We start from the raw sequence: 19465 nt of genomic DNA on the forward strand, positions 1-19465 counted from the left end.
ATCTCTGTAATACCTTCTCAAGATTAAACAACACATTCCCATTTAAGAAAAATAATAGCCGGCCTTAAACCGACGCTTCGCGTGCGCTTCAGGTGCTCGCCAGCTCCATGTGGCTCACTCGCTGCGTGGGCCAGCTGAAGCTGTCAAATATTGCTCAGACATTTCAGCTTTCTTCTATCGGCAGGGGTATCACAACGGTGACAGTATTTCGTACGGTGAGGCTCGTCAGCTGCAAAAATGAACGATAAGCAATCAATTCTGTACTCAGTAACAATTAAATCAATATCCATCAACTTAAACTGCTCTCATTGATTTAACGCTCATACTAAACATTGAGGTCAAGGTTATGAAAACAACAAAGCATCCCCTTATTATTGGGTCTACAGGTAAAACCGGCTCGCGGGTTATGCAACGGTTAAAAACCCTTGGTTATATGCCTAAAGGTGCGGCTCGCACCGGTGAAGTTCACTTCGACTGGGAAGCACCTACCACCTGGGCGCCAGCACTAAATGGTATCGATTCTGTGTATATCACTTACTACCCTGACCTGGCGATGCCCAGAGCTCCGGAGGACATTTCGTGCTTTTGTGCTTTGGCGAAAATGAAGGGCGTTAGACACATTACTCTGCTGTCAGGTAGGGGCGAGCCTGCAGCGCAAAGATGTGAAGATATCGTCAGGCAATCTGGTATTGATTGGACAATAGTTCGTGCAGCATGGTTTAACCAAAACTTTAGTGAGGGGTTGTTCAGGCAGTTCATTACACAGGGCAATATTGCGTTACCGGTAAACAGTGTGACGGAACCGTTTGTCGACATTGATGACCTTGCTGATGTTGTGGTCGCGTCATTGACCGAGCCAGGTCATGAAGGTCAGTTGTATGAGATAACCGGCCCCGAGCTGCTCAGCTTTCCTCAGTTAGCCGTTCGTTTCAGTGCATTACTCAAACGCCAGGTGACGTTTGAACAAGTAAGTCTGGAGGAGTTCCAGCATCGCCTGGAGCAGCAAAATGTTGCGCCAGAGTTCATTGCAGCCCTCACGTACCTGTTTACAGAGGTGCTTGATGGCCGAAGTGAATTCTTAACTGACGGCGTGCAACGAGCGCTTGGCAGAGAACCTAAAAGCTTCAATCAATACATTTTGGATAATGCACGCTACTTTGAGGGTTCAGCATGAACACTTTAACGGTTCTCATACAAATAGCAGAGCCCATATTGAAGTTGTCAATGCTAACCATGCTGGGTTTGTACTTTGCGTTTTCGAATACCATTATGACATCACTCAAAGGCATGAGTAATGGCGCAGAGGTTATGGTTCAGATTAATAAAGTAATATTGAATCCGCTGTTTATCACATGCTTTGTGCTTTCTGGAATAAGCTCACTTTATTTTGCTATTTTTGGCACTGATATGATGAGGGTAAGTGGTGTACTGTTCTTTATCGGGACGACGCTGATCACCGTAGGTAAAAATGTTCCACTTAATAACGCACTGAGGGATTCAACCCATGAGGTAAGCCGAAAGCATGTATGGGATGAATATTTAGATAAATGGGTATTCTGGAATCACGTGAGGACGGTCAGTGCTGGCGCATCCGCTATTCTGATGGTGATATGACGCAACTCAGCAAGAACTGAAAAGCCCTTTTAGGATGGGCTTTTTTTTTCGTCCCCGCTATAGTGCTATTCAATACTTTAAAAAAGTCATACCAATGGAATTCGACTATAACAAACGCACAACAACGAAAATTAAAGATGGTCCGCTGGGCAAACTGTTACAAAGCTTGCACATGGAAAGCGCTTTTTATACGAATTCGACACTATCTTGTCCTTGGGCTGTGAGTATGCCGCCCATGTCCAATTGTATGATGTTTCATCTGGTGATTGATGGCTGTGCCCACTTCAGAATTGAAGAAGAGCACTTTAGCTTGCAACGTGGAGACTTTGTTCTATTCCCCAAAGGTGAAGGCCATATTTTGTGGGATGGCGAATGTCAGGCAGTAACGGCACTTGCCGATCTTCCCATTCAACATATTACGGAACGCTACGAAACGCTTCACTTCGGTGGAGAAGGGGAAATGACCAATCTGATATGCGGTGTCTTGCTGTTTCAACATCCGCTGGCCATCAAGCTTCTTGGTGTCCTTCCCTCTTTTATCACGATCAGAAAGAATGACCAGGACGCGATTGGTATCGTCGAGGCAGTGAGTGCTCTGCTTAAATCTGAGGCACAAAGTATCTCTGTTGGTGCTGAGGCGGTGATCGCAAGATTGGCAGATATTCTGGTGATTGGTGCGATGCGTCAGTACCTTAAAGAGCTGAGTGATGAAAAATTGGGCTGGCTTGGTGCGTTGGATGATGATCGGATCGGAAAAGCGCTCAAGCTGATTCATGATCAACCTGATAAACACTGGTCGCTGGAGGACCTGGCTTCAGCGATAGGTATGTCACGAACCAGTTTCGCGTTGCAGTTTAAGCGTCTGGTTGGAAATACCCCTATGGATTATCTGACTGAATGGCGAATGTCATTGGCATATTCAAAGTTACAACTAAGTAAAGACACGGTATTGTCCATTGCCCTTGAACTGGGGTATCAGTCAGAGGCGGCATTCTCCCGTGCGTTTAAAAAAGTGATTGGTAAAAGTCCCGGTGAGGTCCGCAAAGCCTATCAGTTAACATCATCATAACGGCGGTTCACTTTCGTCTTCTTCCACAATGAAGGTGTCTTTACTTTCTTGTCAGAAAAACCTCTTTTTTTATCCTTACCAATATTGTCTGGGTAACGCTTATTGCGCTGCGCTCGTGAACGTCGTGTCATAAAGTCTGTACGGGCTGCACAATGGCGCAATCGTTAAAGCGGTAAGCTTTGCCAATTCATTTTGTGGAGTCTGAAGATGGTAACGCTTGCCAGGGTGCTGATTTCTATAGGTGTGTTGTTTTACATATTGCTCATACCATTACTCGAATGGAATCAGACCCACGTATTTCACCCGGATTGGCCGCCTCATGCGCGCTTTCATCATGTTTGGCAATTAATAACCAATGTGACTCTTGGAATTCTCGTCCTCTGGCTAAGCTGGAGGCGCAGAGCACTAAACATTGCTGCCGCTATCTCCTGTTGTGTTATGGGGGGTGTCATCCTGTCTTATATGTTGTCTGGGTATACGGGCAGCAGTATTCAATCAGGGAATATTACTGAGCAAGTATGGGGATTAGATATAGCTGCATGGGTTGCATTATCCGTGGTGGCTGTGTCGGTCTTCGCGTGCTTCTTAAATGCTTATGCAAGAAAAGCATAAGTACCTTAATGTTATTTGGGTATCTAGGAAGTCCGTTTTCTGCGCATAACTTTACCAGTATATAAGTGATATTCAGAAAAATTTGCAGATAAAAACTCTTAACGAAATAAAAGGCTAATTTTAATCTCTTAGGTGTTTGTGGAAGTTGAATTTATATTTAATGGTGCATAAATAAATATTATGTATTTATTTTAAATTCTGAGTTTTGGGTTTTTTTAATCAGGTGTTTTTAGGTGGCGAATGAGTTTTGAATCTGATAATGAAACGTTAAGAAATAGTTTGGAATGTGCTGTATTCAGGCATGCCAGAGAGGATGAGGTAAGTGCCTTAGTATCACTGTTAGCAAAGGATGATCTGGGAAATTTGAGAGAGGACTCCTCTTTCCCCCTAAATGAAAACTATGAGTTTGCATTTAAGGCAATCCTTAATGACGCGAATAATGAGCTTATTGTCCTGGCAGATGGGAAAAAAGTATTAGGTATGATGCAATTAACCTACATACCCTCTCTCACGTATACAGGCAGTTGGCGATGTCAGGTAGAAGGAGTAAGAGTCGACAAATCCATGAGAGGTAAAGGGGGCGGTAGAAAAATGCTGGAGTTTGCCATAAGCGAAGCACGGAAAAGGAAATGTAAAATGCTGCAATTAACCAGTGATAAGCTTCGACAGGAGGCCATCAATTTTTATCAACGCGTCGGATTTGTTGCAAGTCATGAAGGAATGAAGCTGATGCTCTGACGATTGTTTTTTTTCGACGAAAGGCTCGTTGTTTTATATACCGATACATGAGATTTGCTGATGAATAAAAAACGATCTGCTCTGCTGGCTGCATTGATTTATGCTTTTGGTATTCATTTTTCTGAGGCAGATCAAAGAAGTAATATTGGCACGGAGCATATAGAACGTATTGTGGCTGCCAGCGAAGAAATCATACAACAGTACGTTAAGATGGGGTGGTTTTCGGGAAACCTTTTCATAGGCACAATAAGTGGTGTGGCGGAGACCAGAACGTACGGTTTTTCCGACAGGGATAAGATGCGGCCGAATACCATTTGCACCCGTTTTAATATTGGCTCTATCGCAAAACATTATACTGCAGTATTAGTATTGCAATTAATAGAACAGGGAAAGTTAGGTTTTGACACTGCTCTTGCCGATTTCGACCTCAATTTAGATACTTCACTGACACAGGGCGTGACCATTGAGCATCTTCTTAATCATCAGTCAGGTTTTGGGGATGTTTTTATACCTGCATATATGGAGTCACCGTTACGCTTTGATACATTGGAAAAAAAGATTCAGTTACTAAAGGATCAACAACGTCTTTTTGAGCCAGGAACAGACTATAGTTATTCAAATTATGGTTACATTTTACTCGGCGCCATCTTGGAAAAGGTGACAGGGAAATCTTTTAATACACTATTAGACGAGCAGATATTTAAACCCATTCAGGCAAAGGACAGTTCTCTAACTCGTTGGGAGGGAGACAAATGCCAGTCTGAACGATACATCTTTACTCTCGATCAAAAGCTGCAGCCGACGCATTTCAGAGAGGTCTCGGGGCCTGACGGCGGTATCGAGGCAACGGTGCAAGATGTTTTCAAGTTTTATCGAACGTTATTTTTCTCCAGTACATTACTAGACAGAGACGGACCCACCTTTTCTGAACACTTTGCAGTTAACCGTGATCATGTCAGTTCTTATGGTGGGGGAACAGGTGTCAGTGCAGCCGTTGAAGTGCTGGTGGATAAGGGCATCTTTATTATTGTTTTGGCGAACAGTGACGAATTGGTCGCAGAGAGAATAACACATCGAATTGTGCAATTTATCAATAGTGGTCGTTACCCTGAGATCAGGCTTCCAGCGACACACTTTGTCTATAAAAATTATAATGTTTTGGGTATCCAATCGTTTAAAAAACATTTCTTAGATATCTACAAAAACTCCGGATATTCAACCTTTATGGGTAAGGCGATTAATGAGTCTGGCCTGAGTCTTGTTCACCATAACAAAGCTGATGAAGGATTAGAGATCCTGGAGACGCTCATACACTTCTATCCTCGCGCCCCACAAGCTTATGACAGTCTGGCCTACGCTCATTACTTTCTTGGCGACATGGCCCGGGCGAAAGCAGTGTTTCAGCACGCTTTAGCAATTAATCCTGAATTTAACAGTGAATATCATCAACATAATTATCGTGATGAGTTTTAAAAAATTTTTCGTATTGAATGTAGGATTCTTCTGACGTGAGAAATAAAAGATGAGAAAAATAGTAATGAAAAAACCGGGTAGCCTTAGTCCAAATAAGGCGTTTGTTGTCAACCTAAACAAACCACCTGTCATAGTAGCCAGTAAATTACATCTGATTGCTCTATTCATGTTGTTATTTGCAATGACCGGCATCAGTAAAGCAGAGGAGAAAGCTCGGCTGCTTGAAGGCCCTTATCTCGGGCAAACACCTCCGGGAAATACACCCGAGGTATTCGCCCCTGGTATTGTATCGACAAAACACTACTCTTACGGTGGGGTATTCAATCCGGACATGAATGCTTTTTACTTCCTGCGTAAAACCAGCGAAGAGGCTGACATTGAACTGGTTCTTTATCGCTTCGAACAGAATCGATGGTATGAGCACAGTAAATCCAGGCCAGAAGGGCAGCTCTCTTTCTCACCGGATGGTGACATGATGCATCTTGGTGACAAGTACAAACTCAGAACACAGAGCGGATGGTCAGAGACATTTGGGCTGGGTCCACTGTTCGAAAAGCATGAGATTATGCGTCTCACCAGTTCTTCAAAAGGGACGTTTGTCTTTGACGAAATGGGCTGGCCTGATGGTGATGGTGTTATTCATTTCTCTCGGAGAATAAATGGAGAGCGCGAGGCCCCCAAACCTTTTGGGCCGGCAATAAACACTGGGACCTTTAATGCCCATCCCTTTATTGCGAAGGACGAATCTTATTTGATTTGGGATAGCAGAAGGGCAGAAGGTTTTGGTGGATCAGATCTTTACATCAGCTTTAAACAAGAAGATGGCTCATGGGGAGAGGCCATTAATCTGGGTGAAGGAATCAACACGAGTGGCTGGGATGCAGCAGCGAGTATTACACCTGACGGTAAATACCTGTTCTTTCATCGCTTGAATGAATCTGGCAATGCGAATATCTATTGGGTTGATGCGACGTTTATTGAAAACCTACGACCGACAAAATGAGCGTTTATTGAGAGGTTTAGAGCTAGAACGACCTCTCCGCTGCAGTGTTAATGTGGTTGTTCAGGCGAATTTCATCAGGCTAGCGGGCACCATATCCAGTGAATCAATCAGGCCCAGCAGGCCGCCCACTTCATGACTGTGAAATGCGCAGTTGACGAAGTTGGGTAACAGGTTGGCCTTGCGGGCGTAGCCATTGGTATCGAAATTTATGCCGCTGATTCTGGCGATAATGTCATCGGGTAGGGCCAGTCGGGTAGCCAGAAATAAATGCCTGGAGGCTCTGTAGCGGCGCACTTCCGCCAGAAAAAAGATATCACAGGTGAAGCGTTTGGTGGCTTCCGGGTTATTGTTAAGAATATAGTCTGCCAGTAACAGTGGAATGAGCGTGCGGTTTTCCGCCTCGCTATTGTCTTCACTCAATACAATGGCCGGATGACCGAGGCGGGTGGCGTGGGGCGCCAGCAACACACCTTTGTCGGCGCTACTGAAGGTCTTGTAGGCAATGGCGCAATTGAGTTGTTCGGCCAGTGCAAAGGTATCCACTACCTCATCATGGGTGCAATGCTCAACCAGTTTTTGCAGGTATTCCCCTCGGGAACTCATGGATTACATCGTCTCTTTCGGTGGGTGACACAAGTCACCCGGGTTGAATGTTCTGTCAGTATTATTGGTGCAGGTGCAACGAAAAAGCAATGCTCCTTGTTACACGGGGGCCAGGCGCTGATTTTCAAGTCTGTCTTTTACTGCTAGCCTGAGGGACATCCTCAGTGATCCCAAAAATGATAAGCATGTTATGACACATCCTCAGCTCGTTATTCTGGCAATATTAGTGGCTACCATGGCCATGTTCCTCTGGGGCAAGTGGCGTCACGATATGGTGGCTCTGGGGGCCTTACTGGCCTGCGTGATTTCCGGGGTGGTGTCGCATTCGCAGGCATTCAGTGGATTTGCTCACCCTGCGGTCATTACGGTGGCCTGTGTGCTGGTGCTCAGTCGTGGTCTGCAAACCTCTGGTGCAGTGGATGCGCTGACCCGCATGGTATTGCCCGCTAAAGCCGGTATCACGCTGAGTCTGGGGGCACTGGTAGGGGTGTCGGCTTTGCTCTCAGGCATTATGAATAATGTGGGGGCGATGGCATTGCTGATGCCGGTTGCGGTACAAATGGCGCGCCGTCTGTCCTTGCCGCCGGGACAAATTCTGATGCCTTTAGCCTTTGGTACCATACTGGGGGGCATGACCACTTTGATCGGTACGCCTCCGAATCTGATTGTAGCCGGATTTCGGCAGCAGTCGGGTCTGCAAAGTTTCTCTATGTTTGACTTCACACCGGTAGGGCTGGCAGTGGCCGTGTGTGGCGTCGTTTTTGTGGTGTTGCTGGGCTGGAGACTGGTGCCGGGTCGAAAGCAAAGTGGTGTTGAAGGGTTTGAATCCGATGCCTATGTGACTGAAACCCGGGTGGAAGAGGGCAGTAAGGCCGAAGGAAAGTCAATGCAGGAGGTGCAAAGTGCCCTCGAAGAACATGATGCGCAGGTGTTAGCCCTGGTGCGCCACGCCATGCGTATGACGGCACCGAATCCCCATCGGGTGGTGCGCGCTGGTGATATTCTGGTGATTGAAGCCGAAAGTGAGTCGTTGTCTAAGGTGTTATCGGCGCTGGGGCTGAAACTCGAAGAAGCAAAGGAGCAGGAGGCGCAAGACGACGCGTCAGAGCACCAGCAAAGCGCTGCTGATGAAAACGCTGAGTCGGCGCGTCATCGCGACAATCAGCCCCGGCCCTCTGTCAGCCAGAGCCCCGCGGATGCTGAAGAGGAAGATCCTGACGAGGAAAAGGAGGATGACAAGGATTCAGGTACTTCGGACAATGAGATTGTGCTGCGCGAACTGGTGGTATTACCGGGGTCATCGCTCAGTGGCCGTTCTGCGTCTGAGTTATTGCTGCGTACCCGCTACGGATTGAATCTTCTGGCCCTGTCCCGACAGGGGCATCGCTCGATTAAACGGTTGCGCCAGACTGCCTTAAAGTCGGGCGATCTGTTATTGATGCAAGGTAGCAAGGAAGCCATTGGCGAGTTTGCGGCTGATAACAGTTGCGTGCCATTGGCGGAACGGGAACTGAGTATTCCTAATACCACCAAAGCCTGGCAGGCGAGCCTGATCATGCTGTTTTCAGTGGCGCTGGCAGCGTTGGGGATATTGCCTGCGGCGATCAGTTTTACCCTCGGTGTGCTGGCATCAATGGCGCTCGGTACGGTGGCGCCGCGGGCCGTTTATCAGCAAATCGACTGGCCGGTTATTGTCTTGTTAGCGGCGCTGATCCCGGTTGCCGAAGCCATGGAAACCACCGGCGCTGCCAGTTTAATTGCCGGGGTGTTATTAAACTCTGTGGCCTTCGGGGATGCAGTGGTGGGGCTGGTTTTGATCATGGTGGTGACCATGTTTTTGTCTGACTTGATGAACAACGCGGCAACAGCCGCCATGATGTGTCCCATCGCACTGGGAACGGCAGCCACATTGGGGGTAAGTGCCGATTCTTTTTTAATGGCCGTGGCCATCGGTGCGTCCTGCGCTTTTCTGACGCCAATCGGGCATCAGAACAACACCATGATTTTGGGGCCAGGAGGCTTCCGCTTTGGCGATTACTGGCGCATGGGCTTACCACTGGAAATATTGGTGGTACTCGTCAGTATTCCCATGTTGCTGTGGATATGGCCGTTAAATGGGGGTTAAAAAAAGCCCGCCAGTAAGGCGGGCCGGGTAAGACAGGTTTGAATCAATAGAACTGTTTTCTGAACTCAATGCCAAAGATACGGGGCTCATTGACAAAGATGGTATTGTTATTGAAATCAATGCCGCCTTTGATGTTGTCCTGGTCGGTGATATTGCGACCAAACAATGCCACGGTATATTCGTTGACATAGTTTTCGTAGCCGATACGCAGCCCGCCCTCATAATTGCCACTGGTGTGATACTCCACTGACTCGTACAGGAACAAGTTTGTATCGCCCTGCCACGCCCAATCCGTGTAGATAAACATCTCACCGTCATCACCCATGGGCATGGTATAGCGAGCCGTCACGTTAAAGATGGTCTTCGGTGCCTGAGGGAAGGGGTTACCATCAATCAGGGCGTTGCCATCTACCAGTGGATCGAGCACCGTGCACTGGCCGGAGCCACAAGGCGCAACACTCAGGCTGGCATCATCCAGCTCGGTATCGTTGTAGCTGTATCCTGCTGTCAGTGTCAGGTTGTCGCTGGCCAGGTATTCCACATCCAGCTCAAAACCCTGACCCTTGCCCTTATCGGCATTGATCAACTGGTTCCCCTGCGTTTCGCCGCCGATGGCCGACAACTGAATGTCGTCAATCTGGTACATAAATATCGCGCCATTGAGACGCAGGGTGTCTTCAAGTAAATCGGACTTAAAGCCGATTTCTACCGAGTTGATGGTTTCAGAATCGGCCACAGAAGGCGGTGCTTCAAAGGCCACATCACGCCCCTGAATGGTTTGCGCACGGAAACCTCGGGCAATACGGCCAAACACCATTGAGTCTTCGGTTAACTGGTAGTTGGCGGACAATTCCCAGCTGACCTGATTGTCGTCGACGTTGATGTCGTCATAGTCCTGAATTTGTGCGGCGCCGATAACCAGTGCAAAGCCATCGACGTTCTGATCGCCCACCCTGAAGTCTTTTTCATCGTAGGTGTAACGCACCCCGCCGGTCAGAGTGAGCTTGTCAGACACATCATAGGAGCCCTGGCCAAACACCGCCCAGGTCATGTTGTCATGAAAGACCGTGGTGGCACCAAAAAAGCCATCGACACTGGTTACGCCAAAGGAAGAATCAAAATAAAAGCCACCAAACTGCCAGTCATAGCCGTCTGTACCGTCACTGGCGAAGCGTACTTCCTGAGTAAACTGTCTGAGATCCTGCAGTCTGTCTTCTGTTACTGCATCAAAGGGGATAAAGCCCGGACCATCACCGGCGACACCGCCGTCGATATCACCCTTACCAGTACCATTGGCTTTTTCATAAGCGGTAATCGACGTAACGGTAAAGCCATCGAAGCGCTTATCCAGTTTGAGTGAGGCGCCATCGGCGTTATAACGCTGAAAGTTATCGTCGCCCTGGTTGTAATAGACCTTGTCGCGATCATAATTGGCGTTGAGATCATTGCTGCCGGTGCTCACACCATTTGCGCGGAAAATAGAGGACGTGCCGTTTAAATCTCGGGTATGCAGGTTCAGTAATGCCGAGAAATCATCCATCTCATAAAGCAGTTGCAGGCGAGCGGCATTCTCATGGAAACCTCCCATGGCGTTTTTGTCGCCGGTGAAGCTGTTTTCGATAAAATCTTCACGGTTTTGTGACATCACTGAGAGACGGTAGGAAAGCTCATCGGTAATGCCGTTACCCATGGCGGCTTCGACGTTCAGGGTACCGAGAGTACCGAGCGCGGTTTCCAGTACCGCATCAAAATCCTGGCTGGGTTTAACCGTATCAAATTTGATGATACCGGCGGTGGTATTGCGACCAAATAATGTGCCCTGAGGACCACGGATGACTTCCACCCGTTCCACATCAAAAAGGGGGAAGCTTTTGAGGATGACGTTTTCCATTACCACCTCGTCCATGATAATGGAAACGGGCTGAGAGGCGGCCAAATCAAAATCAGAGTTACCTAAACCCCGAATATAAAAGCGCGGTGCAACACGGCCATTGGATGACTCGGCATACAGACCCGGAACCCGAGTTGCCAGCGCCAGAATGTCTTCTCCGGCAGAGAACATGTTTTCAAACTTTTCACCGCTTAAGGTGGCTATTGAAATCGGCACTTCCTGAATACTTTGGGTACGCTTTTGCGCTGTAACAGTGATTTGCTCCAGCACCTTGGCTTCTTTGGTTTCAGCCTGTAGCGTATCCTGCGCCAGTGCCGGGGTGGCGACTAACAAGCCCTGAATGCACAGCGCCAGTGCTGTTTTTCTGGAACGAAATAGTGTGTGTTGAGTTTTCATGGAGTTGGACCCTTTAGTGTGTTCAATGCAAAGCCTAGTCTTTTTTTTAATCTTACTAAGTCACTTATCTTTAAGGCAAAACCTACGAGGAAAGAGCAAGGTTGAGATTGTGACCAGAACATCGCTGTAATTCAGTACAGTGATGATTGGTGTGCGTGTCTGTTCAGCGTTTATTCTTTGTTTTGAGCCGCCAGACCCTCTGTGACGCTACCTTAAAGCGTTAGAATCTGCTACCTAATGTTGTCTCTGGTTATTGTAGCATGGGATGTGGCTGCGACATTGCCATCAGCAATCTGAAAAGCAAAACAGCCCCGTCTGCAGGCAGGCGGGGCTATTTATTCTCACCCAATGATCAGCGCTCAGGTACCGCTGAAGCGGCCAATCAGGGCGCGACTGTTGTCTATCATCACCCGGGTCTTGTGCCGCAGTTTGAGCAGCAGCAAGTAGGTGAGCGGCAGTAATAACAGGCTGGTGACGGTAGAGAAGATGAGCCCGCCAATAATGGCAATGGCCATGGGCGAGTAGGGCGGGCCGTCGCCACCGATCTGGGTACTGCCCAGGGCCAATGGCACCAGCCCCAATACCGTGGTGGCAACGGTCATCAGAATAGGCCTGACCCGGTTAAGACAGCCTTCGATAATGGCATCGGTTGCGCTAAAGCCCTGTTCGATAAGCTGATTGACCCGATCGACCAGCACAATGCCATTGTTGACCACAATCCCCATGAGGATGAGCATGCCGATCATGCCCATGATTGACATGGAGGTGCCGGTAAGCAGAAAGGCCCAGAATACTCCGGTAAACGAAAACAACAGCGAGGTGATAACCGCGGTAGGCAGTAGCAGTGACTCGAATAGCGCCGCCATAACGATATAAATCATGCATACCGCCAACAGCATATTGATCTGCATGACCGACTCGTTCTCGTTCTGGTTGCGGAAACTGCCATCCAGTGTCCAGCTGTAACCGCTGGGCAGGGCAAGATTGCCCATGACCTGTTCGATACCTTTGCGGGCCTGTTCCAGTGTTGTGCCTTCCTCAAGGTTGGCACCAATACCCAGCGCTGTCTGACGATGGAAGCGGCGAATTTCAGAAAGCCGTGGCACGATACGGATATCCGCCAGCATGTCGAGGGTGACATTCTGGTTTTCATCCCGTTTGATGGTGAGGTTTTTCAGTGCATCGACAGAATGTTGCAGTGTTTCGTCAAACATCAGCCGAATGTCCACCTCGCCGGTATCGCCGTGGCGGAAGGTCCGTAGGTTATTTCCACGCAGAGCCGTGGTGACTACCTGTGCCACGTCCTGTGCACTGATGCCAAAACGAAAGGCCTTGTGGCGATCTACCAGAATCTGTAACTCTTCCTTGTCGGCGCTGATATCGGCGCGCACATCGGTGAGCCCCGGTACCGACTTGATGACCGGCACAATGCGCTCTGCCATTTCCATCAACACCTCTGAAGACTGGCCGAGCAGCGTTAATCTGACGCCGCCATTTTGCTGATTCCAACTGAACGAGGGTTTTGCTCTGACAAAAGCCGGGAAGCCCTCTTTGATTTGCTCTTTAATGGCCTGTTGGCGCACAGGCAACTCATCATTGAGGGTAATGCCGGAAACGGCATGCCCGGTATTGTAGTAGCTGTATACCTGTTTGATATGAAAGCGCTGCTGGTTGGCATACAGATACGCTTCCATTCTGTTCACTTCTTTTTCCACTTCCTCAAGGCTGTAGTTACCCTGAATATTATAATTCAGCCACAGTTGATTATTGGCGTTTTCATTGTCCTGATCACTGCTGACCACGCCCATTGGAATGGCGGTGCTGAGCAGAATGGCCAGCGCAATCAGGCTGGTCTTGCCCTGGTGAGCTAACGTCCAGTTGAGTGCGCCGTGATAGGCCCTGCGAAATCTGCCCGGCCCCTCTTTGCCGGATTTTTTCCGCGGTTGCATGCGACTGGTCAAAAGCGGAATAAGGGTTTGGGCAATAAGCAGTGAGGCGAACAATGAGATACAGATGGCGATGGCCACATGTTCAAGAAACACGGTGACATTGACCTTGGCGCCGATGATATTCGGTAAAAACACAATGGCTGTGGTGGCGGTACCGGCAATTACGGCCAGACTGACCCGGGACACGCCGGCTTTGGTGGCTTTGACAGGATCCGCTTCGGATTCTTTCTCATGGAAAATGCTTTCTGTGACCACCACCGCATTGTCGACCAGCATACCTACCGCCAGCATCAAGCCCATCATGGACAGAATATTCAGGCTATACCCCATAAAGTACATGCAGGCCAGTGCAATGCAGATAGAGAAGGGCACAGACAACACCACGATAAGGGTGCTGGTCCACTGGCGCAGAAACGCAAACAATACCACCACTGACAATAAGGCACCGATTAAGCCGGCCTGAAGCAGGTCGCTGAGAGATTCGGTGACGCTGTCTGCTTCATCCTGCATGATAAACAGCTTAATGCCATTAAACGCCGGGTTATCGTTAGCCTCATCAATCACCTTGAGTACGGCCTGGGAAACCTCTACCAGGTTGCTGGTGGACTCGCGGAAAATATTCAGGCCGATGGCGTAACTGCGATCCAGGTGGCGACCTTCGGTGCGCTTGGGAGTCTCGTAATTGATATCGGCGATATCTTTAAGACGCACACCGCGGCGAATGAAGAGATCTTCGATTTCCTCTTTGGAACGGAATTCTCCCTGAGGATTAATCATGATCTTCTGGTCAAGATCCTGAATATGACCGGCGCTCATGGAAAAGTTAGCCGCACTGAGACGTTCACTCAGTTGTGCGACATCCACGTGCAAGGCGGCGATGCGCGCGGCATCAAGACGAATCGCAATTTGTTTTTTCAGGACGCCATACAGTTCCACTTTGGAGACGCCCGGTACCCGTTCGATGGGCATTTTCAGGTTGCGTTCCAGCAAGTCATAGGCATTGGACAAGTCCCGTTCACTGGAGATGCGCAACTGAAAAATCGGCATGTCACTGGTGTTGAACTTGTAGACCAGCACCCGTTCCACATCCTGAGGCAGTTCATCGCGAATGGCGTCAATCTGTTCACGGGCTTCGATGCTCTTGGCGCTGATATTCTCATCCCAGGCAAATTCCAGATAGATCTCGGCTCGGTCTTCATTGGAAGACGAAGTCATACGTTTGATACCGGAGAGCGTAGCCAGGGCCTCTTCTACCGGTTTGGTGATCATGCGTTCGATTTCCGCCGGACTGGCATCCTTGTAGGGGACCTGAACCATAATTTGCGGAATGTCGATACCAGGGAACTTTTCCAGCGGAAGCAATCGGCTGGCCAGTAATCCCATCAACAGCATGGAGAAGAAGAACATGCATAAGGTAACGGGCCTGCGCATGGCAAAATCCGCCAGGGAGGCCCCCATGTTATCAAGCTGTTTCATGGCGTAGCTCCATGTTGGCCGGGGCGCTCTGAAAGGTTTTGCGATCGAACAGGCTGTACAACACGGGGATCAGCAACAGCGTGAGTAAGGTCGCAAAGACCAGTCCCCAAATTACCGTCACCGCCATCGGTGTGCGGATCTCTGCGCCTTCTCCAATACCCAGTGCCATGGGTAATAAGCCCAGCGTCGTGGTCAGGGTGGTCATCAGTATTGGCCGCAGACGACTGCTGGCGGCATCGAATATCGCCTGATCTTTTTCTTCACCACCGGCGCGCAGCTGATTGATGCGATCAACCAGAACAATGGCATTATTGACCACAATACCGGCGAGCATTATCAGGCCGATAAAGACCACCACGCTGATGTGGGTGCCACTGAGATACAAACCATAAATGGACCCGGCGCACGCCAGCGGCACGGTGAACAGAATCAGGAATGGATGCAGCAGTGACTCGAACTGTGAGGCCATGACCAGATAAACCATAAAGACGGCCAGTAGCAGAGCCAGTTTGAGGGAATCAAAGGACACCTGCATTTCCTCGTTCTGACCTGCAACACGGGCTTGCATATTCAAAGGCAGATTCAACTCATTAACCAGCTGCTTGGCGAGCAGCGCCGCTTCACCGAGGTCACCATAGGCCAGGTTTGCGGAGATAACGGCAACGCGCTCCTGACCCACACGGGTAATTTCACTGGGGCCGACTGACATCTGAATATCAGCCACGGCATCAAGCACAATGGCCGGACTCTGTCCTGGATTGACAATCATGGTGCCGATATCGGCAATGGAATCGCGCTGATCGGTCTGACTGCGCACCAGAATGTCGACCTTGCGGTCATCAATGGAATAACGACTGGCAATTTCGCCGCCGACTTTTGCCGAGACCAGTTTTGCCACCTCCGCTGCGGTCAGTCCCAGTTGCGCCAGCCTGCCGTGATTAAAATAGATCTTCAGCTCCGGGTGACCGGCTTCCAGACTGGATTTCACATCCACAAAACGCGGTTCTTTTTGCATCAGAGCTACCAGCCGGTCGGCCTGCTCAGACAGGGCATCAAGCTGATAGCCACTGATTTCGATTTCCAGCGGCGTAGTAAAGCTGAACAGCTGAGGGTTGCCAAACTTAGCATCAACGCCGGCCTGGGATTGCAGATACGTGCGCATTTTTTCTTGCACATTCAGCTCGTCCTGGGGACCACTGTCTGGACTCATGACCACATTCACTTTGCCCCAGTAGTCTCCGCCTTGGGTGCTGGAGGCATTCATCAGACTGCCGGTTCCAGTGAGGGAGTAGGTGCGTGCGACATGGTCCAGTTCTTCGGTGAAACGGGTCAGGTCGGCCACCACCCGGTCAGTCTGTTGCAGGCTGGCTCCGGTAGGCAACGTGACTTCAACATGGAACTCGCCCTGGGCCATGGACGGGATCAGCTCCATGCCCAATTTAGGCAGCAGAAAAAGGGACGCGGCAGACAGCCCAAGGATGCTGAATAATACCAGCAGACGCTGATGCAGCGCTTTACGCAGCAGAGCCAGATAGCCAGTTTCAATGGCGTTAAAGGCGCTCTCAAAGACCCACAGTACGGGTTTTAGCAGCGTGCCAAAGAGCTTGCCCAGCAGCGCTTTAATACCCAATACCAGGGTACTCAGGGCAAAGCTCAGCGCATAGATGGTTTTGGATATCAGCCACACCAGTTTAGCGAAAGGCCATAGCAGCACTGCACCGATTTTGCCCAGCCGACCCTTTTTCTTGTTATCCGTTGCAGGGGTATTGAGATCCAGTGATGTGGTCTCAGTGGCGCGTTCACGTTTTTGTCGTGATGCGAGCATGGGGATCAGTGTCAATGCCACTACCAGAGAAACGCCCAGCGCGAAGGTAACGGTCAGGGCCTGGTCACTAAACAGTTGCCCGGCAATTCCCTCTACAAATACCAGTGGGAAAAATACCGCCATGGTTGTCAATGTCGATGCAACAATAGCGCTGGAGACTTCCTTGGTGCCTGTGGCTGCGGCTTGTGTGACATCGTTGCCGGAACGTTTGTGACGATCAATGTTTTCCAGCACCACGATGCTATTGTCCACGAGCAGGCCTATGGCCAGGGCAATGCCGCCAAGGCTCATGATATTGAGACTGATATCGTTGGCATACATGAGGTTAAAGGTGGCGATGATAGAAACCGGTATAGACAGCGAAATGATCAGCGTTGGCCACAGATTTTTCAGAAACAGATACAGCACTACCATGGCCAGAAGGCCACCTACCACGCCGGCAGATTTGACTTGTTCGATGGCACTGGCAATAAAGCGTGACTGATCGTAAACGGTGCTCAGGGCATAGTCCCCGGGGAGCTCCTCGGTGATCTGGCTGAGGCGCTTGCGAACGTTGTTGGCTACCTGAACCGTGTTGGCATCACCTTCTTTGTAAATGGCAATTTCGACTCCTTCGAGGCCATTGAAACGGGTGATGGCGTCTCGTTCTTTATGGCTGTCACGGATTTCAGCCAGATCAGAAAGGCGAATATGGCGACCCTCACGGGTGGCGACAAACAGGTTGCGCATTTCATCCAGATTGCTGAACTGGTTTAGGGTTCTGACCAGGTATTCGCGGCTGCCCTCCTGCACACGGCCACCGGAACTGTTAATGTTTTCCGCTTTGAGGCGCTGGATGATTTCATCCATAGAAATATTCAGCTGACTGGCCTTTTGCTGATTCACTAATACCTGGATTTCATTTTCCAGGCCGCCGCCAACTTTTACGGAGGCCACACCGTTAACCGATTCCAGTTTACGTTTGATCTGTTCTTCAGCAAATACCCTTAAGCGTTTGTGCGCCTGCAGGTCGCCTGAAGTGATGGTGTCAGCGGTCAGACCAAGTCGCAAGATGGGGTCCATATCCGGGTTAAACCGCATTAACAGAGGTTTTTTAACATCCAGTGGCAGTTGCAGCACGTCCAGCTTTTCGCGCACATCAAGGCTGGCCATGTCCATATCTGTGCCCCATTCAAACTCCAGAATGACATCCGATTGACCGGCTTTAGACATGGACTTCACCTGGCGGACCCCTTTGACCACTCCGATGGTTTCCTCAACCGGTTTGGATACCAGTTGCTCTACTTCGCCGGGAGCGGCGCCGGGGTAATCGGCGCGGATGGTGAGGGTGGGGTAGGAAAGCTCAGGCAGTAAGTTCAGCGCTAAGCGTGACAGTGACACCATGCCAAAAAGCAGGATGGCAAAAGTAAACATGCACACGGTAACCGGCCGTTTTACGGCGATATCCACAATACTCATAATGTTAGCCTTTGAGGGTTAGCCGTTTACGACTTCAACAGTCGCCTGATCCTTAAGATTGTGATGACCGGTGATCACCACCTGTTCATCGCCATTGAGGCCTTCAAGCACTTCCACTTTGTCACCCTCGCTAAAGCCTGTGAGGACTTCTTGTTTGCTGGCAATGCCGTCTTTGACCACAAACACCGAGGTCTTGTCGTCAATGTTCAGTACTGCGCGACGAGGGAGCAGGGTCGCATCCTGGTGGGTTTCGTAGTTGAGGTTTACCTGAGCAAACATACCGGCTTTGAGCTGGTTCTGCGCATTGGGTACACGCAGGGTGACTTTAAAAGTACCGGTCTGCGCATCAATAACCGGGCTGATACGTTCTACATAGGCATCAACCTGTTGCTCACCCAGTGCGGTAATGGCCAGGGCGGCAGCCTGATTTTTATGTACTCGAGGCAGCTCTTTTTCTGGCAAGTGCACAACACCGTACAGGTCTTTTTGCTGAACAATGTGGAACATCCGTTCACGCTGAAAAGACTCCGTCAGGTTTCCGACTTTGGCGTTGCGTTCGGCAATATAACCTGAGATAGGGGCTGTAATGGTGGTTTCTGCCAAATCCAGGCGGGCCAGATTAAGGTCTGCTTTAGCAGCATCGTAGGAGGAGCTGAGCTTGTCAAAGGCATCTGCGCTGATGAGTTTTTTGGCATACATGTCGCGCACTTTTTTCAGCTCTTTCTCGATACTGGTCAGGTTCGCCTGAGCCCGGTCAAGGTTAAGCTGATAACGCTCGGTCTCAAGACGGGCAAGGGCCTGGCCTTTTTCAACATAATCCCCTTCTTCAACCAGTATTTCGCGAATAATGCCAGAGGCCCGTGCCACCACAAACGCTTCTTCCTTCGCTTCCAGAATGGCGGTGGTGCTATAGGCCGAGGATATTTCACCCTTGCTAAGTTGAGCCACTTCCACCGGAATGGCAAGAACCTCTTGTTTAGCTTCAGTCTGGGTTTTGGCGTCGGCCCCGCCGCACCCGCTGAGCAGGCTGGCACAGGTCAGTAGTGAAAGGGCGATCGTGGATTTAAGTAGGTTGCTGTTCATGTCCCTGAGTTCCTGATGTAAGTTAAAGCAAAATTAGGTGGTTCATTAGCATTGAATTTGCATAGCCTGTGCCAGATATAAAGTCCATTTAAATCAATGAGATAGCCTTTCTCTTGTTTTGGGTGTGGGGAATTACACCACTTGAGTTGT

General features: G+C 49.6%; 12 protein-coding genes. 7 read left to right on the forward strand and 5 right to left on the reverse strand.

Going from position 1 to position 19465, the window contains the following annotated elements:
• Positions 1-346: 346 nt before the first annotated feature.
• The 6 genes from CCY32_RS00005 (at position 347) to CCY32_RS00035 (ending at position 6509) form a co-directional block, all read left to right on the forward strand.
• Positions 347-1174: an NAD(P)H-binding protein gene (locus tag CCY32_RS00005; protein WP_088328315.1), complete on the forward strand. Its 828-nt coding sequence runs from the start codon at positions 347-349 to the stop codon at positions 1172-1174.
• Positions 1171-1614: an anthrone oxygenase family protein gene (locus CCY32_RS00010; RefSeq protein WP_088328316.1), complete on the forward strand. Its 444-nt coding sequence runs from the start codon at positions 1171-1173 to the stop codon at positions 1612-1614. Before CCY32_RS00005 ends, CCY32_RS00010 begins: the two co-directional genes overlap by 4 nt.
• A 94-nt stretch (positions 1615-1708) precedes the next feature.
• Complete coding sequence (locus CCY32_RS00015; RefSeq protein WP_088329192.1) at positions 1709-2683, forward strand: AraC family transcriptional regulator; 975 nt, start codon at positions 1709-1711, stop codon at positions 2681-2683.
• Between the two features lie 852 nt (positions 2684-3535).
• Entirely contained in the window at positions 3536-4033 is a 498-nt protein-coding gene (locus CCY32_RS00025; RefSeq protein WP_210401660.1) for a GNAT family N-acetyltransferase, read from the forward strand.
• 60 nt (positions 4034-4093) lie between these two features.
• Entirely contained in the window at positions 4094-5506 is a 1413-nt protein-coding gene (locus CCY32_RS00030) for a serine hydrolase domain-containing protein (protein ID WP_088328318.1), read from the forward strand.
• 49 nt (positions 5507-5555) lie between these two features.
• Positions 5556-6509 carry a hypothetical protein gene (locus CCY32_RS00035; RefSeq protein WP_246840483.1) on the forward strand — a complete coding sequence of 318 codons (954 nt, stop codon included), beginning with the start codon at positions 5556-5558 and terminating at the stop codon, positions 6507-6509.
• 60 nt (positions 6510-6569) lie between these two features.
• On the opposite strand, the gene CCY32_RS00040 is transcribed toward CCY32_RS00035, so the two are convergent.
• Positions 6570-7112, reverse strand: a complete 543-nt coding sequence (locus tag CCY32_RS00040) for a hypothetical protein (RefSeq protein WP_088328320.1) — start codon at positions 7110-7112, stop codon at positions 6570-6572.
• 190 nt (positions 7113-7302) lie between these two features.
• Here CCY32_RS00040 and CCY32_RS00045 point away from each other — a divergent pair, with 190 nt between their 5' ends.
• A complete protein-coding gene (locus tag CCY32_RS00045) occupies positions 7303-9237 on the forward strand; it encodes an SLC13 family permease (RefSeq protein ID WP_088328321.1) in 1935 nt (644 codons plus the stop codon).
• Between the two features lie 43 nt (positions 9238-9280).
• On the opposite strand, the gene CCY32_RS00050 is transcribed toward CCY32_RS00045, so the two are convergent.
• The 4 genes from CCY32_RS00050 to CCY32_RS00065 form a co-directional block, all read right to left on the reverse strand.
• Positions 9281-11524 carry a TonB-dependent receptor gene (locus tag CCY32_RS00050; RefSeq protein ID WP_088328322.1) on the reverse strand — a complete coding sequence of 748 codons (2244 nt, stop codon included), beginning with the start codon at positions 11522-11524 and terminating at the stop codon, positions 9281-9283.
• Positions 11525-11883: 359 nt separating this feature from the next.
• The gene (locus tag CCY32_RS00055; RefSeq protein ID WP_088328323.1) at positions 11884-14949 is read right to left on the reverse strand and encodes an efflux RND transporter permease subunit; all 3066 of its coding nucleotides are present in this window, start codon (positions 14947-14949) and stop codon (positions 11884-11886) included.
• Positions 14936-18232, reverse strand: a complete 3297-nt coding sequence (locus CCY32_RS00060) for an efflux RND transporter permease subunit (protein ID WP_088328324.1) — start codon at positions 18230-18232, stop codon at positions 14936-14938. Before CCY32_RS00060 ends, CCY32_RS00055 begins: the two co-directional genes overlap by 14 nt.
• Positions 18233-18250: 18 nt before the next feature.
• Positions 18251-19315 carry an efflux RND transporter periplasmic adaptor subunit gene (locus CCY32_RS00065; RefSeq protein WP_088328325.1) on the reverse strand — a complete coding sequence of 355 codons (1065 nt, stop codon included), beginning with the start codon at positions 19313-19315 and terminating at the stop codon, positions 18251-18253.
• Positions 19316-19465 lie beyond the last annotated feature (150 nt).

This window comes from Lacimicrobium sp. SS2-24 (assembly GCF_002201535.1).
Lineage (GTDB): Bacteria > Pseudomonadota > Gammaproteobacteria > Enterobacterales > Alteromonadaceae > Lacimicrobium.

Bases quoted from the DNA above. Each gene is read 5' to 3' on its own strand.
- CCY32_RS00010 (WP_088328316.1), top strand. From the start codon at position 1,171: ATGAACACTTTAACGGTTCTCATACAAATAGCAGAGCCCATATTGAAG.
- CCY32_RS00055 (WP_088328323.1), bottom strand. From the start codon at position 14,949: ATGAAACAGCTTGATAACATGGGGGCCTCCCTGGCGGATTTTGCCATG.
- CCY32_RS00040 (WP_088328320.1), bottom strand. From the start codon at position 7,112: ATGAGTTCCCGAGGGGAATACCTGCAAAAACTGGTTGAGCATTGCACC.
- CCY32_RS00065 (WP_088328325.1), bottom strand. From the start codon at position 19,315: ATGAACAGCAACCTACTTAAATCCACGATCGCCCTTTCACTACTGACC.
- CCY32_RS00050 (WP_088328322.1), bottom strand. From the start codon at position 11,524: ATGAAAACTCAACACACACTATTTCGTTCCAGAAAAACAGCACTGGCG.
- CCY32_RS00015 (WP_088329192.1), top strand. From the start codon at position 1,709: ATGGAATTCGACTATAACAAACGCACAACAACGAAAATTAAAGATGGT.
- CCY32_RS00060 (WP_088328324.1), bottom strand. From the start codon at position 18,232: ATGAGTATTGTGGATATCGCCGTAAAACGGCCGGTTACCGTGTGCATG.
- CCY32_RS00025 (WP_210401660.1), top strand. From the start codon at position 3,536: ATGAGTTTTGAATCTGATAATGAAACGTTAAGAAATAGTTTGGAATGT.
- CCY32_RS00005 (WP_088328315.1), top strand. From the start codon at position 347: ATGAAAACAACAAAGCATCCCCTTATTATTGGGTCTACAGGTAAAACC.
- CCY32_RS00035 (WP_246840483.1), top strand. From the start codon at position 5,556: ATGAGAAAAATAGTAATGAAAAAACCGGGTAGCCTTAGTCCAAATAAG.
- CCY32_RS00030 (WP_088328318.1), top strand. From the start codon at position 4,094: ATGAATAAAAAACGATCTGCTCTGCTGGCTGCATTGATTTATGCTTTT.
- CCY32_RS00045 (WP_088328321.1), top strand. From the start codon at position 7,303: ATGACACATCCTCAGCTCGTTATTCTGGCAATATTAGTGGCTACCATG.